This window comes from Erwinia sp. 009765445, from assembly GCF_058137865.1.
In genome coordinates, this window is record NZ_JBYUWC010000010.1 from 87,969 (window position 1) to 103,770 (window position 15,802).

13 protein-coding genes are annotated in these 15,802 nt (G+C 53.6%); 3 read left to right on the forward strand and 10 right to left on the reverse strand.

Annotated elements, in window-relative coordinates:
• Positions 1–7: 7 nt before the first annotated feature.
• Complete coding sequence (locus AC3Y5R_RS12805; RefSeq protein ID WP_489921654.1) at positions 8–2,293, reverse strand: TonB-dependent siderophore receptor; 2,286 nt, start codon at positions 2,291–2,293, stop codon at positions 8–10.
• Positions 2,294–2,799: 506 nt separating this feature from the next.
• On the opposite strand from AC3Y5R_RS12805, the gene pykF reads away from it, so the two are divergent.
• Together pykF and AC3Y5R_RS12815 are read left to right on the forward strand one after the other, a co-directional pair.
• Positions 2,800–4,212: a pyruvate kinase PykF gene (pykF, locus tag AC3Y5R_RS12810; protein ID WP_158782932.1), complete on the forward strand. Its 1,413-nt coding sequence runs from the start codon at positions 2,800–2,802 to the stop codon at positions 4,210–4,212.
• 305 nt (positions 4,213–4,517) lie between these two features.
• Positions 4,518–4,754, forward strand: a complete 237-nt coding sequence (locus AC3Y5R_RS12815) for a major outer membrane lipoprotein (RefSeq protein ID WP_016169824.1) — start codon at positions 4,518–4,520, stop codon at positions 4,752–4,754.
• A 56-nt stretch (positions 4,755–4,810) separates the two neighbouring features.
• On the opposite strand, the gene AC3Y5R_RS12820 is transcribed toward AC3Y5R_RS12815, so the two are convergent.
• From AC3Y5R_RS12820 to sufA, 7 genes are all read right to left on the reverse strand, one after another.
• Complete coding sequence (locus AC3Y5R_RS12820; RefSeq protein WP_489921655.1) at positions 4,811–5,773, reverse strand: L,D-transpeptidase family protein; 963 nt, start codon at positions 5,771–5,773, stop codon at positions 4,811–4,813.
• Positions 5,774–5,845: 72 nt separating this feature from the next.
• A complete protein-coding gene (sufE, locus tag AC3Y5R_RS12825) occupies positions 5,846–6,268 on the reverse strand; it encodes a cysteine desulfuration protein SufE (protein ID WP_489921656.1) in 423 nt (140 codons plus the stop codon).
• 22 nt (positions 6,269–6,290) lie between these two features.
• The gene (gene sufS / locus AC3Y5R_RS12830; RefSeq protein ID WP_489921657.1) at positions 6,291–7,511 is read right to left on the reverse strand and encodes a cysteine desulfurase SufS; all 1,221 of its coding nucleotides are present in this window, start codon (positions 7,509–7,511) and stop codon (positions 6,291–6,293) included.
• Complete coding sequence (gene sufD / locus AC3Y5R_RS12835; RefSeq protein ID WP_489921658.1) at positions 7,508–8,791, reverse strand: Fe-S cluster assembly protein SufD; 1,284 nt, start codon at positions 8,789–8,791, stop codon at positions 7,508–7,510. The genes sufS and sufD overlap by 4 nt, the downstream gene beginning before the upstream one ends.
• Positions 8,766–9,512 carry a Fe-S cluster assembly ATPase SufC gene (gene sufC, locus AC3Y5R_RS12840; protein ID WP_489921659.1) on the reverse strand — a complete coding sequence of 249 codons (747 nt, stop codon included), beginning with the start codon at positions 9,510–9,512 and terminating at the stop codon, positions 8,766–8,768. Before sufC ends, sufD begins: the two co-directional genes overlap by 26 nt.
• 52 nt (positions 9,513–9,564) lie before the next feature.
• Entirely contained in the window at positions 9,565–11,058 is a 1,494-nt protein-coding gene (gene sufB, locus AC3Y5R_RS12845) for a Fe-S cluster assembly protein SufB (protein WP_158782926.1), read from the reverse strand.
• A 5-nt stretch (positions 11,059–11,063) separates the two neighbouring features.
• Complete coding sequence (gene sufA, locus AC3Y5R_RS12850) at positions 11,064–11,438, reverse strand: Fe-S cluster assembly scaffold SufA (protein ID WP_158782925.1); 375 nt, start codon at positions 11,436–11,438, stop codon at positions 11,064–11,066.
• 392 nt (positions 11,439–11,830) lie between these two features.
• Here sufA and AC3Y5R_RS12855 point away from each other — a divergent pair, with 392 nt between their 5' ends.
• Positions 11,831–12,235 (forward strand): hypothetical protein, encoded by a 405-nt coding sequence (locus AC3Y5R_RS12855; RefSeq protein WP_489921660.1) that lies wholly within the window; start codon positions 11,831–11,833, stop codon positions 12,233–12,235.
• Between the two features lie 25 nt (positions 12,236–12,260).
• Here AC3Y5R_RS12855 and AC3Y5R_RS12860 read toward each other — a convergent pair whose 3' ends face one another.
• The gene (locus AC3Y5R_RS12860) at positions 12,261–12,692 is read right to left on the reverse strand and encodes a hotdog fold thioesterase (RefSeq protein ID WP_489921661.1); all 432 of its coding nucleotides are present in this window, start codon (positions 12,690–12,692) and stop codon (positions 12,261–12,263) included.
• Positions 12,692–15,751 carry a D-2-hydroxyglutarate dehydrogenase YdiJ gene (gene ydiJ, locus AC3Y5R_RS12865; RefSeq protein ID WP_489921662.1) on the reverse strand — a complete coding sequence of 1,020 codons (3,060 nt, stop codon included), beginning with the start codon at positions 15,749–15,751 and terminating at the stop codon, positions 12,692–12,694. The genes AC3Y5R_RS12860 and ydiJ overlap by 1 nt, the downstream gene beginning before the upstream one ends.
• Positions 15,752–15,802: the final 51 nt, after the last annotated feature.

A 15,802-nucleotide genomic window follows, 5' to 3' on the forward strand; every position in this document is an offset into this window, starting at 1 on the left:
TGTCTCTTCAGAAATGGGTATTCAGGCTGACATAATAAGTTCTGCCTGGCTCGTTATAGGTCGCAGCGCCTGCGCCATATACCGTGCTGGTCACGCCCCCTGACGTATTCGATACCGATTGGGCGCTACCCGCTCTGAACTGTCTTTTATCAAAGAGGTTATCCACCCCAACGGTCATGCTGGCATATTTATTGATGTCGTAGGTTCCGCTCAGCCCTATCACCGCATAAGGCGAAACTTCATGTCTGTCCACACCCGAAGTGGGTTCACCCTTATAATTATATTTTTTTGGCTTCTGGCGGCCGTACCAGGCCATCTCAGCCTGTAATGAAAGGTCTTCTGTCGCCTGCAAGCTGACTGAAGAGTTCAACGTGAACTGAGGCGTAATGGATAAATAGTCTCCGGACGTTTTATTTTCAGACTTCAGCATCCAGGTGAGGTTATTGTTCCATTTGATTTTATCGCTAACGGGAAAATTCAGTGTCCCTTCCAGTCCCTCTACCAGTGATTTATCCACGTTTTCCCATTGAAGGATCTTTGAGTTAAGCGTGGAAGTTGACCCTACGGCATGCGTACCGGATTCAATTTTATTGCGGTAATCATTGCGAAACCAGGTTACACCCGCCTGAAAATCATCACGGTGAAACTCAACACCGATCTCTTTATTGATGCTGGTTTCCGCTTTTAAATTTTTGTTCCCCATCAGATAACAGCCATTCGTTCCCGCCACGCTGCAGCCATTTCCCCGGCTGTAGAGAAGATAATCCGGATTCAACTGATAAAGGTTTGGGGCTTTATAAGCCCGGGCGATCCCCAGCTTCAGGGTGAAGTCGTCACCCATCTCTTGCGAAACATTGAGTGAGGGACTCCAGTTATTCCCTGCCTGGCTGTGATGATTGAACCGTAACCCGGGGGTGACCATCATACTGCTGGTGACTTCGACATTATCCTCGGCGAAAACAGAGGCAATTTGAGCCGACATACTCTCACTTCGCTGACCAGTGGGATATCCCGGGATCACTCCGCCCTGCTGGCTTTGTTTTGTAGAGGAAGTATCCGTCATTTTCTGACCAGACCACTCCATCCCCAGGGTAGCGGTCTGATCAAACCCAACGTTGAAGGGAATATTAATTTCGCTATGCCCGGTGAAAGCATCGAGCTTGATGGTGGTAAAATTATCGCCCTGTGGACGGCCAGCAGGCCCACCAGCCAGGGCTTCAGAGATACGTGTATTATGGGTGTTTTCATATTGCAGCCAGGATAAAACATTGAGCCCGCTCTCCCAATATCCCCGATGCGTCAGCGTATAGTTCTGCCGATACATCCGGTTGGTTTCCTGACCATATTTAGAAATAGAATCAATGCTACTGTTATTGTTTTCCGTATCACCGGCATAGATATTGCCCTGACGACTGAACCCCGCCTCCAACTCCAGCGTCTGATGGGGCATAAATGTCCAACGCAGCAGGCTGTTAATGTCTTTGTTGCGCACACCTTCCCGCCCGGCAGGAATATTGGTGGCCAGTGGGCTGAGCTGATGCCCTGCATTAATATCCACTGCATCCGCCTGCGTTTTATTGATATTGCCATACAGACGAAAACTCAGATTATCCGTCAGCCCGCCCATCAGGCTGAAATCTGTTCGTTTTGTCGCGCCTTCGGACTTATGCTCGGGGAAGTTCATGTAAGCATTCAGGCTGCCGTGCAGTTCATCTGAGGGTTGTCTGGTAATAATATTTATCACGCCGCCTGCAGCACCATTCCCGTAGAGTGCCGCCGCAGGACCGCGCAATACTTCAATTCGCTCGATCATCTCAGCGGGTACCCAATTGGTGTCTCCACGGGTATCCCGTTCTCCACGCCAGCCGTAGCGAACGGCAGAGCGGCTCGATATTGGCTTACCATCGACCAGAATCAACGTATTTTCCGGCCCCATTCCCCGCAGATCGATCTGACGGTTATTGCCTCTGGAACCACTGTTAGAGTTTCCGGTGAGATTCACTCCAGGCATAGTTCGTATTAGTTCCGCCAGATCGTTTGCTGGTGGATGCTTCCTGATATCTTCTGCGGTGATCACTGAAACACCAGGAGCCTGCCTCACCTGCTCCATTGCCGTGACGATAAGCGTGTCATTCTCATCATCCTTTACAGTCTGTTTTTCCGATTTTTCAGCACCCCGCACTGCCACGGTTTCTTCCACCGTCTCTGCCCCGGTCGTGGTTGAAAGCAAAGAAACACTTAATCCACACAGCGTTACTGCGAAATAGCGCGAAACTTTCCATTTCCCTGTCATTTTTCTGCCCTGAGTTTCTGACTGATCCAGATAATTTATTACTTGATAATGATTATCAATTCGAATTAAGTCAATACCAGCCCAGGAGGCAAAACTTTGATGCAGATCAGCAACAGAGGGATTTAGAGGTGGCAAGAGGCAGTAGTGTGAGTGGCTTCTCAGATTTTATTTTGCGCAACAACCTGATCTGACGCAACCTTTCGGCTTCCGCTGAGCTTTTTAATTGGTTTTCGCGCACTTAGAGACTATAATACGGAACGTTGTTTCACTTGAATGGTTTCAGCGTATGGTTGACCCTTTAGCAAAAACGATAACTTGTTGCGCAACTGAATTTTGCGCTCGCGTTGAAACCGCGTTACAACTTCCTCTGCACGCTTTTCTACTGTCACCTATTCTTTATTCTGTATCGCAGTTCGCCATTCAGGCAAAAATTCTTCACCGGCGCGAAACACCAGGCCCCGGATTCACGCTTCTCTCATCCATCACAACTTAACAGATAACTCGTCATGAAAAAGACCAAGATTGTTTGTACTATCGGTCCAAAAACCGAATCGGAAGAAATGCTGACCAATCTGCTGGACGCGGGCATGAACGTCATGCGTCTTAACTTCTCACACGGGGATTACGAAGAGCACGGTAAACGTATTTCGAACCTGCGCGCGGTGATGAGTAAAACCGGTCACCAGGCCGCGATTCTGCTGGACACCAAAGGTCCTGAAATCCGTACCATGAAGCTGGAAGGCGGTGCTGATGCTGCACTTAAAGCTGGCCAGACCTTCACCTTCACCACTGACCAGTCAGTGATCGGCAACACCGAGCGCGTGGCGGTAACCTACCCTGGTTTTGCTTCTGACCTGAAAATCGGTAACACCGTGCTGGTGGACGATGGTCTGATCGGGATGGAAGTCACTGAAGTCACCGAAAACACCGTGGTCTGTAAAGTGCTGAACAACGGCGACCTGGGCGAAAACAAAGGCGTTAACCTGCCGGGCGTTTCAATCCAGCTGCCTGCGCTGGCAGAGAAAGACAAACGCGATCTGATCTTCGGTTGCGAGCAGGGTGTGGACTTTGTTGCCGCTTCCTTTATCCGTAAGCGTTCTGACGTGCTGGAAATTCGCGAGCACCTGAAGCAGCACGGCGGTGAGCATATCCAGATCATCTCCAAAATTGAGAACCAGGAAGGCCTGAACAACTTCGACGAAATCCTAGACGCTTCTGACGGCATCATGGTGGCTCGTGGTGACCTCGGCGTGGAAATTCCGGTTGAGGAAGTGATCTTCGCCCAGAAGATGATGATCAAAAAATGTAACCGTGCACGTAAAGTGGTGATCACCGCCACCCAGATGCTCGATTCCATGATCAAGAACCCGCGCCCTACCCGCGCTGAAGCTGGCGACGTAGCTAACGCCATCCTCGACGGTACCGATGCAGTTATGCTGTCCGGTGAAAGTGCAAAAGGGAAATATCCGCTGGAGTCTGTGACCATCATGGCCACCATCTGCGAACGTACCGATCGCGTGATGAAGAGCCGCATTGATTCTCAGCATGACAATCGCAAAATGCGCATTACCGAAGCAGTATGCCGTGGCGCTGTTGAAACTGCCGAGAATCTGGAAGCGCCACTGATTGTTGTCGCGACCGAAGGCGGCAAGTCAGCGAAATCCGTGCGTAAGTACTTCCCTAACGCGACGATTCTGGCACTGACCACTAACGAGCAGACTGCCCGTCAGTTGATCCTCAGCAAAGGCATCATCACTTCAGTGGTGAAAGAGATTGCCTCTACCGATGATTTCTACCGTATTGGAAAGGAAGCAGCGGTTGCCAGCGGCTACGGTCAGCGTGGCGACGTGGTGGTGATGGTTTCTGGTGCGCTTGTACCAAGTGGAACCACGAATACTGCCTCTGTGCACGTGCTGTAATCGAAGATTACGCCTCGCATTGATAAAGCGCCCTGAGTGGCGCTTTTTTTACAACTTCTATAAAGACTTTTCTTAAAACTTCCAATCGAAATAAACTATTCAACTCGGCAATAAGTGTGGGTGGTTCCGATTAAAGTCGCCTGTTTTCGCTAAATTTTTTACACCAATCTGGAAAGACGGTGCTTCTTTGAGCGAACGATCAAATTTAAGCACGTTCTCACTAAAAATTTATTCTCATTAGAAAAAACTTTGTGTAATACTTGTAACGCTACATGGAGATTAACTCAATCTAGAGGGTATAAATAATGAATCGTACTAAACTGGTACTGGGCGCGGTAATCCTGGGTTCAACTCTGCTGGCTGGTTGCTCAAGCAACGCTAAAATCGACCAGCTGTCTACCGACGTTCAGACTCTGAACGCGAAAGTTGATCAGCTGAGCAACGACGTGAACGCAATCCGTTCTGACGTTCAGGCTGCTAAAGATGACGCAGCTCGTGCTAACCAGCGTCTGGACAACCAGGCTCACTCTTACCGTAAGTAAGAGTTCTGGTAATAAAAATGGCGCACACTGTGCGCCATTTTTTTGTCCTGAATCTATCACTGCAGGATGGCAGGCATCCCCTGACTGTCATCGATCTTCTCACCCGAATTCACCAGCACCGGCATGCCCGAACGGCGTGCAATTGCTTCCTTTATAACCGCAGTGTCGCTGTCGTCGCTTTTAACGAACTTTTTAGCGTGGGCAGTCAAAGCTATTGGCATGGTCTGCGGATCGTCTTTATCGTTGTGTGAGAGCGGCTGGTGCACCTCCATGTAGCGTTTCCCATCCGGCTCCACGGCATATTTGACTGGCTGGTTGATAATCTGCACGCGGGTGCCCTTCGGTACGCTGCTAAACAGCGCCTCTATGTCATCAGGCCGCAGGCGAATACAGCCGGAGCTGACGCGCATTCCGATACCGAAATCAGCATTCGTGCCATGGATCAGATAGTGTCCCTGGCCGTAAGCCAGGCGCATCGCATAAAGCCCCATAGGATTGTCCGGTCCGGCAGGCACGGTTACCGGCAGCTTTTTCCCTTCCGCAGCATAGCGCTTGCGAATATTAGGCGTGGGTGTCCAGGTCGGATTAGGGATTTTCTGGCTGATGCTGGTGACCATCGCTGGCGTATTCGCGCCGAGCTGGCCAATACCTATCGGGTAGACGATCACTTTGTTCTCGCCTTTCGGATAGTAATAGAGACGCAGCTCTGCCACGTTCACCACAATCCCCTCTCTTTTGGTATCCGGCAGCAGCATCTGGGTGGGGATGGTCAGTTGCGAACCCTCTTTTGGCAGCCACGGATCGGTACCGGGATTCGCTTCCAGCATGCCCAGCAGCCCGATCTTGTATTCCGCCGCCACCTTTTCCAGCGACCGGCCATCATTGGGCACAGTATAAGTACTGTTCTCACCAATCAGGCGGCCGTTGTCTGGCGGCAGAGGATATTCTGTAGCGCGGGCAGTGTGCGCAAAAGAGAGGGTAATCAGTATCAGAGAGGCAAATTGGGACAATGGTTTCATGCTTATTTCTCGTGTCAGGATAAGAAAACTTCCCACCAGCGAGGCGGGAAGCCTGTCGAGAAGTGTAGCAAGTCAGCCCGCGGAAAGGGCCTGTGCTTTGTGACGGATGGCACGGATCATCGCTTCCAGCCCCTGAGAACGGGACGGCGTCAGGTGTTGGGTCAGGGCCAGCTGGGCAAACCACGGACGGACATCAAAGGCCAGAATTTCTGCCGGAGTCATCTGCTGATACAGAATAAACACTACAGCAATCAGGCCCTTAACGATAGCGGCATCGCTGTCACCACGCAGAACCACACGGCCATTGTCATCGGTCTCCATCAGGATCCACACCTGGCTCTGGCAGCCTGAAATGGTGTTTTCCGGCTGATGTAATGATTCGGACAATTCTGGCAGCAGCGCGCCCAGTTCAATCACATACAGATACTTCTCTTCCCAGTTAACGCAACGTGTAAAGTTGCGCACCAGTTTTTCTTTGTCTGGCAGGGTTGCCATTCTTCCTCCCTTGCTGCCGGGTTTACCCCAGCAGGCGGTGTATACGTGTCAGGCCAGCCGCCAGGCGATCGGCCTCTTCTTCGCTATTATACAGAACAAAGGAGGCACGGCACATGGCCGGGACGCCGTAATGGTGCATCAGCGGCATTGCGCAGTGATGGCCGGTACGAATGGCAATCCCGTACTGGTCGAGGAAACTGCCGACATCATAAGCATGATGCTGGCCGAGGTTGAAGGCTATCACCCCTGCCCGTTCCTGAGGACCATAGATCTTCAGGTCCGGCACGGAGGAGAGTTTATCCATGGCGTAACGCATCAGCGCCTGTTCACGCTGGTGGATCGCCTCCAGCCCAATCTCGCTGACATAGCTCAGCGCCGCACCCAGACCAATAATGCCACCGGTATTGGGCGAACCCGCTTCAAAGCGCCACGGCGCTGCAGCATAGGTAGTGCCTTCCGTCAGCGACACAGTGGCAATCATCGAACCACCGCCTTCCCACGGTGGCATCTGATCGAGCATGGCTTTGCGGCCATACAGGATGCCGATCCCGGAAGGACCGTAAATCTTATGCCCGGAGAACACGTAAAAATCACAACCGATATCCTGCACATCGATCTTCCCGTGCATTACAGCCTGAGCACCATCGATCAGCGTAGCTACCCCAGCGGCCTTAGCCCGCGCCACCAGCTCTTTCACCGGGTTCACCGTGCCCAACACGTTGGAAACCTGAGTCACCGCCAGCATACGGGTGCGGCTGTCGATAAGCGAAGGCAGTGCAGAGAGATCCAGCTCACCGGTTTCCGTTAGCGGGATAAACCGCACTTCGGCGCCTGTGCGCTGGGCAACCATCTGCCACGGCACGATGTTGGCATGGTGCTCCATCGCCGTGATCAGGATATTGTCGCCCGGCTGCAACTGGCTGCCACCCCAGCTGCTGGCGACCAGGTTGATCGCCTCAGTGGTGCCTTTAACGAAGACAATCTCTTCCGGTGAAGCCGCGTTAAGGAAACGCGCGGCCTGCTCACGCACGTTTTCCATTTCCGTCGTCGCTTCAGCACTCAGGGTATGAATACCCCGGTGCACCGCCGCGTAGCCATGCTGATAAAAATGGCTCTCCGCATCGATCACTACCTGCGGCTTCTGGGCGCTGGCCGCGCTGTCGAGATAGGCCAGCGTCTGGCCATTTACTTCTCGCGCAAGAACCGGGAAATCAGCCCTGACGCGCGTCAGGTCAAAACTCATTTAATGCCTCCGGGAAAACGCTGAGCGATACGCTGCATCACCGCTTCCTTCAGCACTTCATCCGTGATCGCTTCGGTCAGTTCGGCGGCAAAGGCAAAGATAATCATGCGCTGAGCAGACTCTTCGCTGATACCGCGGGCGCGCAGATAGAACATCTGCTTGTCATCGATACGGCCAATGGTCGCACCGTGGCTGCACTTCACGTCGTCGGCGTAGATTTCCAGCTGTGGTTTGGTGTCCACTTCCGCCAGGCGTCCCAACAGCAGGTTGTTGTTGGTCATCTGCCCATCAGTTTTCAGCGCGTACCTGGCTACTTTAATATGACCGTTAAACACCGCGCGGGCTTTATCACGCACGATGGTTTTATGCATCTGGCGGCTCAGGCAGTGGCCCTTGTTGTGCTCCAGATAGGTCCGGCTGTCACAAACTTCTTTTTCCACTGGCAGCATCAGGCTGTTGATACCCAGCTCAGAACCTTCACCATTCAGCTGCACGCTGGTGTTATGGCGGGCCAGGCCGCTGCCCAGCAGGAAGTTGTGGCTCTGCACACGAGCATCACGTCCAATTACCATATCGTTGTGTGAGAAGTGGTAGCTGCTGCTGTGCTCGAAGGCCAGATTGTAATGCGTCAGCTGAGCGTTGTTACCCACGCTGACGGTAAAGCGCGCGCCGGTGAAATGCGTGGCTTCGTTCAGGCTGACATAATGTTCAATTACCGTAGCTTCTGCGCCGTCGTCCAGCTGCAGATGGTGGCGATAATGAGAGGTGTTCATCTCCTCCTGCGCGCTGCCGCTGCTGATATGCAGCATGTAGAGCGCACGGGCGGCTGACTTACCGCGCGGCAGATGAATGGTGGTCACCTCTTCTGCCAGGCTTTCGGTCAGATGCAGAAAGACTTCCGGCTGGACCGGTGCACTCAGCTCACGGCGCTCCGCCGCCTGGGACACCTGAACATCAAACAGATCAAAGGCTTTGTTGCTCAGTTCCGCATTGAAGCGGCCATCGACGAATACCATTTTCACCGCATCAACATCCAGCGCCATGGCAGCAACGTCAGCAGACGTCAGGCCCGGAGCGGTTGGCAGCACGAAGTTATGTGCCAACAGCCTTTCCAGCGGGGTATATTTCCAGTTCTCGTGCTTGCGGGTCGGCAGACCCAGACGCAGAACCTGCTGCCAGTGCTGCTGCGCCTGCAGTGAGCGGTGCTCACCGTGGCTTTCAAACAGATGATGCCACTGCTGCAGCGCGTTATCGTTACTCCTGGTCGGTAAGCCAGCCATAGCCTTGCTCCTCCAGTTGTTTCACCAGCGTAAAGTCGCCGGACTTCACGATTTTGCCCTGATATAACACGTGGACGAAGTCTGGCTTGATGTAGTCCAGAATACGCTGGTAGTGCGTGACGATAATGAATGAGCGTTTGCCATCGCGCAGCGTGTTGACGCCGTTAGCCACGATTTTCAGCGCATCGATGTCCAGACCGGAGTCAGTTTCATCGAGAATGCAGAGTTCAGGCTCCAGCGCCGCCATCTGCAGGATGTCGTTACGCTTTTTCTCACCGCCGGAGAAACCCACGTTGACCGAACGGGTCAGCAGATCTTCAGGCATCTTCAGCAGGTGAATTTTATCTTCGATAAAGTCCTGGAAGTCGAAACGATCCAGTGCTTCCTGCTCACGGTACTTACGCACAGAGTTCACTGCTGTCTGCAGGAAGAACTGATTGCTGACGCCCGGAATTTCAACCGGGTACTGGAAGGCCATAAAGATCCCTTCACCGGCGCGATCTTCCGGCGACAGTTCCAGCAGGTCCTTGCCTTTAAAGCTTACCGAACCACCGGTGATCTCGTACTCTTCACGGCCTGCCAGCGTGGCAGACAGGGTACTTTTTCCGGAGCCATTCGGTCCCATAATGGCATGAACTTCACCTGGTTTGACCTCAAGATCCAGCCCGCGCAGGATCTCTTTATCTTCGATACTTACCTGTAAATCTCTGATACTTAACATAGTGTTTCCTGAACAATACTCTGCGGCATGTCGCAATGATCGTAATCGGGGATTAACCCACGCTGTGTTCGAGGCTGATCGCCAGCAATTTCTGAGCTTCAACCGCAAACTCCAGCGGCAGCTCGGAGAAGACGTCTTTACAGAAGCCGTTCACAATCATTGAAATCGCGTCATCTTCACTGATCCCACGCTGCAGGCAGTAGAACAACTGATCTTCGCCGATTCGCGAGGTGGTGGCTTCGTGCTCCAGTTGCGCGGTGTTGTTGCGCGCTTCCACATACGGGAAAGTGTGCGCACCGCACTCGGCACCAATCAGCATCGAGTCACACTGGGTGAAGTTACGGGCATTGGTGGCGGTTGGCATAATCTTCACCAGCCCACGATAGGTATTCTGGCTTTTACCGGCCGAGATCCCTTTGGAGATGATGGTGGATTTAGTGTTTTTGCCAATGTGGATCATCTTGGTGCCGGTATCAGCCTGCTGATGACCACTGGTCAGCGCCACGGAGAAGAATTCACCAATGGAGTTGTCGCCGCGCAGGATCACACTTGGGTATTTCCAGGTGATCGCCGAGCCGGTTTCAGACTGCGTCCAGGACATTTTGCTGTTCTCACCTTCGCACAGCGCACGCTTGGTCACGAAGTTGAGGATGCCGCCTTCGGATTCGCCGCCGGAGAACCAGTTCTGCACGGTGGAATATTTTACTTCAGCGTCTTTGTGGATGATAACTTCCACCACCGCAGCATGGAGCTGATAGCTGTCACGAACCGGCGCGGAGCACCCTTCGATGTAGCTGACGTAGCTGCCTTCATCGGCGATCAGGATGGTACGTTCGAACTGGCCGGTCTTCGCCGCATTGATACGGAAATAGGTCGACAGCTCCATCGGGCAACGCACGCCTTTCGGGATATAAACGAAGGTGCCGTCAGAGGCCACCGCCGAGTTCAGCGCCGCGAAGAAGTTGTCGTTCGCCGGAACTACTGTGCCCAGATACTGCTTCACCAGTTCCGGATGATCGTGTATTGCTTCGCCGAAGGAGCAGAAAATGATCCCCTGCTCTGCCAGTTTGCCACGATAAGTGGTGGAAACGGACACTGAGTCAAAGATAGCATCCACGGCGACTTCCTGACCTTCACGAACCGGCACGCCCAGCTGTTTAAAGGCGTTTTCCACTTCTTCAGTCAGGTAATTTGGGGCCTGAGCACCAGACGTTTGCTGAGCGCCGGGTTCCGAAGCGCAACTGTCGTCACAGTTTCCGCAGGACGGCGCTGAATAGTAGCTGTAGTCCTGGTAGTTCAGTGATTTGTAGTTGGCCTTCAGCCAGTGCGGCTCTTCCATTTCCAGCCATGCAGCATAGGCTTTCAGACGGAATTCCAGCATCCACTCAGGCTCGTTGCGCTTGGCAGAAATCGCGCGTACGACGTCTTCGCTGATGCCATGTTCAAACTCTTCGGTCTGCAGTTGGGTGAAGAAACCTTCTTTATACTTCTGATGGTTTCCTTCCCAGACCTGCACATCGTCCGATGTTTCAGTGTTTCGGGACATAAATTTTACTCAACGCCAAAGCTCTCACCACAGCCACAGGCGTGTTGAGCTTTAGGATTATTAAATTTGAAAATCTGGTTCAGGCCTTCACGAACGAAATCCACTTCCGTCCCGTCGATGAACGGCATTGCCTGCAGGGGCACGTACAGCGATGCGCCCTCGTGGGTAAAGACCAAATCATCGTCAGCAGGCTCTTTAATCAAATCCATGGTATAGCCAAAACCGGCGCAGCCCGACGTTTTCACGCCCAGCTTCAGCCCCAGCACACCGGGATCGCCGGCGGCCAGGGTGGTAATTTGTTTAGCGGCGCTGTCAGTGAGCGTCAGGCCTTTCCAGACATAGTCGTCCGGAGAAAAAGAAGCAGTCGTTGCTGATGGCATAACATTACCTCGCGAGTCGATAGCCCTGCGGGCTAATACCCCTATGTTAGTGATAATGAAAGTCTCTTCAACCTCTTGTTTTGCAGGGATTAGCGCCAACAGTGGTTTTTGGGGCCTCTTTATTCAGTTTAGACCCTCTGAAGAGGATAGCGATCTGTGTCACGCCGAGATTTAACGAAATGGTAACACATTGAAAAGTGACCAGTAAATAACGGCAGTTCCGCGGCTACCGGGAATAATGGATATTTTAACTTCTCAACCTCAACCTCGTATCGTTATTACCAATTTATTTAAGAGGCAGCATAAATCGATAAATTTTCTTCGCGGCGGCGTTGAATAATACGCCAGTTATAATATGATAATGATTATCATTAACGCGAATAGGGGCAGGAATGAATCTGTCGATGAGTGCCTGGCTGCAACACAAGATTGACGAGTACAAATTTTCCGTCCGCGATATCACCGTCGATTACTATATGGCTCAGGCCAAACTTAACCGGCCTGAGTGTACTCTGGAGCAGCTGCGCAGATTCAACGATACCTGTCTGGATATGGCCGAACTCTGTCAGCTCAACGGCGATGACCAGAGTTATCTGCACGCGCTGGGCAAATTACACCAGCGTTTGCTGCAGGAGTTGGGCAACGCCGAACGTGATCGGCTGTTCCGTATGCAGGCCTGGCAACTGGCCCGCCACTCGCTGACCCGGCTGTGTCATCAGTTAGCCATGAATGGCGAGTGGGACAAAGCTGCCGTCCTTCAAAGCGATTTTGTTAAGCATGCATCCTGGATCATGTGAGGCCAGCCAGGGCGGTTTTAAAGGGTCAGCCTTTTGCCTTCGCTGACAGCACCGCCGTGGTTAACCGGGAAGTACAGCAGAGCTTCTGATGCTGATCAAAGATCTCGATCTGCCAGACCTGGTGCGTACGCCCCAGATGGACCGCGCGACAAACTCCGCGCACCTGCCCTTCCCGCGCTGACCGGACGTGGTTGGCATTAATCTCCAGCCCCACGATGTAGTCATCCCCTTCGGTACACAGGTAGCCAGCCATCGATCCCAGCGTCTCTGCCAGCACCGCTGAAGCGCCGCCGTGCAGCAGACCAAATGGCTGACGGGTACGTTCATCCACCGGCATAGTGGCCTGAAGACTCTCCGGCTCCATCGCGGTGAACACGATGCCAACATGCGCGACCATTGTACCCTGGCTGCGCTGATTTATCTGCTCCAGCGTGCTGTTCCGTTTCCAGATAGCCATCAGATAATCTCCAGTAAAGCCTGCAGGGGATGACGCATCCCGTTCCCCTCAATGCGCTTCACCTGACTGCGGCAGGAGTAACCGGTAGCCAGACAACGCTGACGCGGCAGTTTCTGCAGCGCCTGGTGCCATGAGAGCTCATAGATACCGAGCGAATTATCCAGATTTTTCGCCTCATGACCATATGTTCCGGCCATTCCGCAGCAGCCCACGCTCACATTTTCCAGTTTTGCGCCAAATCTGGCGAATATGCCTTCCCACTGTTTACCGGAAGCCGGTAATGCGGTGACCTCGGTACAGTGTCCGAACAGGTACCAGGCTTCGCCGCTCTGGCTGCTGGCTGCTGCTTCAGCTGCAGGCAACGCCTGCTGTAGCCATTCGTGCACCAGTTGAACGTGGAAATTGCCCCGTTTCTCAGCAAGGATTTCCTTATATTCATCGCGGTAGCACAGCACCAGCGCCGGATCGACACCCACCAGCGGCAGCTCCAGTTTTGCCACGCGGTTCAGGAAGTCAGCCGTTTTCTGCGCCGTGCGCGCGAAGCGCTGCAGAAATCCTTTGATATGCTGGGCTTTACCGTTAGGTGAGAACGGCAGTACCACCGGTTGATAACCCAGTTTTTCAATCAGCGAGACGAAGTCGGTGACCAGTTGCGCCTCGTAATAACTGGTGAACGGATCCTGTACCACCAGCACATGGCGCTGGCGATCGCTGGCAGCCATCGCTTCCAGCTGTTCCAGCGTGATGCTGATGGCGCGCTGCCCGGCCAGCTGCTGCTTCAGGTTTGGTGAAGAAAGCAGAGGCAGGTCGACCATGCCGATATGCAGTCGACTCATGTCCCGCACCAACGGCTGGCGCAGGAAGAAGTTAAAGAATTTGGGCGCTTTGGCCATCAGCGGCGCGTAGCTTTCCACGGTGGCAACCAGATAATCACTGGCCGGGCGCAGATAGCGGGTGTGATACAGCTGCAGGAAGCGCGAACGGAAGCCCGGAACGTCAATTTTGATAGGGCATTGGGTGGAGCAGGCTTTACAGGCCAGGCAGCCTGACATGGCCTCTTTCACTTCATGGGAGAAATCATACTCGCCGCGCTTTGCGTACCAGCTGTTGCGCGTGCGCTCGATCATACCGCGCAGGCTGACCTTCGCTTCAGGCAGGCGCTTTTCCAGCTCAAGCGGATCAACGCCCTGCTCCGCCAGCAGGCGCAGCCATTCGCGGGTCAGTGTTGCACGGCCTTTTGGTGAATGAATGCGGTTGCCGGTGATCTTCATCGACGGGCACATCGGGCTTTTTACGTCAAAGTTAAAGCACAGGCCGTTACCGTTACACTCCATCGCCCCGCGCCAGTCGGTTCTGACGTTGACCGGGATCTGGCGATCCCAGGTACCGCGCTTGACCGCATCCACTTTCATCATCGGGTCATCCACACCAAACGGCGCACAGATTTTCCCCGGGTTGAGCCGGTTAGCAGGATCGAAAGCGGCTTTAATCCGGCGCAAATCATTAAACAGCTCTTCGCCGAAGAAAGCCGGACTGTATTCAGCACGGAAGCCTTTACCGTGTTCGCCCCACAGTAAGCCACCATAGCGGGCGGTCAACTCAACCACCTCATCGGAGATCTGCTTCATCAGTATCTCCTGCTGCGGATCGCACATATCCAGCGCGGGACGCACGTGCAGCACTCCGGCATCCACGTGGCCAAACATACCATAACTCAGGTTATGCCCGTCCAGCAGCGCACGAAACTCAACGATATAGTCGGCCAGATGCTGAGGCGGCACGCAGGTGTCTTCCACAAACGGGATGGGCTTGGCGCGACCCTTGGCATTGCCCAGCAGGCCCACCGCCTTTTTGCGCATCGCATAGATACGCTCTATACCGCCCAGGTCATCACACAGCTGATAGCCAATTACCCCTGCTTGCTGGGTTGCCATCAGCCCTTCCAGCCGCTCACAAAGCGACTCAAGCTGGCCGTCGATCAGCGCCTTATCATTCCCGGCGAACTCGACAATGTTCAGGCCGAGCATATCGCGGTCAGGCACATCGGTGATCAGTTCGCTGACCGAGTGCCAGACAATATCTTCGCGCGCCAGATTAAGGACTTTGGAATCGACCGTTTCCACCGACAACGCCTTCGCTTCGACCATAAATGGCGCGCTGCGCAGGGCTGAATCAAACGAATCGTATTTGATGTTCACCAGACGGCGCACTTTCGGGATCGGCGTGATATCCAGTTTAGCTTCCGTAATAAAGGCCAGGGTTCCTTCCGCTCCACACAGCAGGCGGGTCAAATCGACCTGCTGCAGGTTGTCGCTGATCACGTGGCGCAAATCATAACCGGTCAGGAAGCGGTTGAGCTTAGGAAATTTATCGAGGATCAGCTGGCGGCGATCACGGCAGCGCTCCAGCACGGTACGGTAGATTTTCCCTTCGCTGTTCTGCTCTGCGGCGAGCTGCTCGGCCAGAGTGACAGGAATACTGTGCGTGTCCAGAATTTCGCCACTCAACAGCACGGCACGCAGTCCCATCACGTGATCGGACGTTTTGCCATAGACCAGCGAGCCCTGCCCGGAAGCGTCAGTGTTGATCATCCCGCCCAGCGTGGCGCGGTTACTGGTAGACAGCTCAGGAGAGAAGAAATAGCCGAACGGTTTCAGGTAAGCGTTGAGCTGATCTTTAATCACGCCAGCTTCAACTTTCACCCAACCCTGCTCAACGTTAATTTCCAGGATGCGGTTCATATGGCGGGACATATCCACCACGATGCCCTGATTCAGCGACTGTCCGTTGGTGCCGGTACCGCCACCGCGTGGCGTAAACACCAGGCTGCGGAAACGCTCTTCACCCGCCAGCCGGGCAATCAGAGTGACATCGGCGGTGGAGCGGGGAAACAGCACAGCATCCGGGAGAAGCTGGTAAATGCTGTTGTCGGTGGACATCGTAAGACGGTCAGCATAGCTGGTAGCGGTATCGCCGGTGAAACCCTGCTGCTCCAACGCCTGCAAAAAATTCAGCACCAGTTGAACGAGGCCCGGCGCCTGGGAAATCTGTGGGATCATTATCGGGTGACCAAAATGTTGTGTATAACGAATGCTCTTTGGCAAAAGTTT

What these genes read in the sequence shown, in the direction of transcription:
- AC3Y5R_RS12805 (WP_489921654.1), bottom strand. Translation starts at nt 2,293, where the DNA reads ATGACAGGGAAATGGAAAGTTTCGCGCTATTTCGCAGTAACGCTGTGT.
- pykF (WP_158782932.1), top strand. Translation starts at nt 2,800, where the DNA reads ATGAAAAAGACCAAGATTGTTTGTACTATCGGTCCAAAAACCGAATCG.
- AC3Y5R_RS12815 (WP_016169824.1), top strand. Translation starts at nt 4,518, where the DNA reads ATGAATCGTACTAAACTGGTACTGGGCGCGGTAATCCTGGGTTCAACT.
- AC3Y5R_RS12820 (WP_489921655.1), bottom strand. Translation starts at nt 5,773, where the DNA reads ATGAAACCATTGTCCCAATTTGCCTCTCTGATACTGATTACCCTCTCT.
- sufE (WP_489921656.1), bottom strand. Translation starts at nt 6,268, where the DNA reads ATGGCAACCCTGCCAGACAAAGAAAAACTGGTGCGCAACTTTACACGT.
- sufS (WP_489921657.1), bottom strand. Translation starts at nt 7,511, where the DNA reads ATGAGTTTTGACCTGACGCGCGTCAGGGCTGATTTCCCGGTTCTTGCG.
- sufD (WP_489921658.1), bottom strand. Translation starts at nt 8,791, where the DNA reads ATGGCTGGCTTACCGACCAGGAGTAACGATAACGCGCTGCAGCAGTGG.
- sufC (WP_489921659.1), bottom strand. Translation starts at nt 9,512, where the DNA reads ATGTTAAGTATCAGAGATTTACAGGTAAGTATCGAAGATAAAGAGATC.
- sufB (WP_158782926.1), bottom strand. Translation starts at nt 11,058, where the DNA reads ATGTCCCGAAACACTGAAACATCGGACGATGTGCAGGTCTGGGAAGGA.
- sufA (WP_158782925.1), bottom strand. Translation starts at nt 11,438, where the DNA reads ATGCCATCAGCAACGACTGCTTCTTTTTCTCCGGACGACTATGTCTGG.
- AC3Y5R_RS12855 (WP_489921660.1), top strand. Translation starts at nt 11,831, where the DNA reads ATGAATCTGTCGATGAGTGCCTGGCTGCAACACAAGATTGACGAGTAC.
- AC3Y5R_RS12860 (WP_489921661.1), bottom strand. Translation starts at nt 12,692, where the DNA reads ATGGCTATCTGGAAACGGAACAGCACGCTGGAGCAGATAAATCAGCGC.
- ydiJ (WP_489921662.1), bottom strand. Translation starts at nt 15,751, where the DNA reads ATGATCCCACAGATTTCCCAGGCGCCGGGCCTCGTTCAACTGGTGCTG.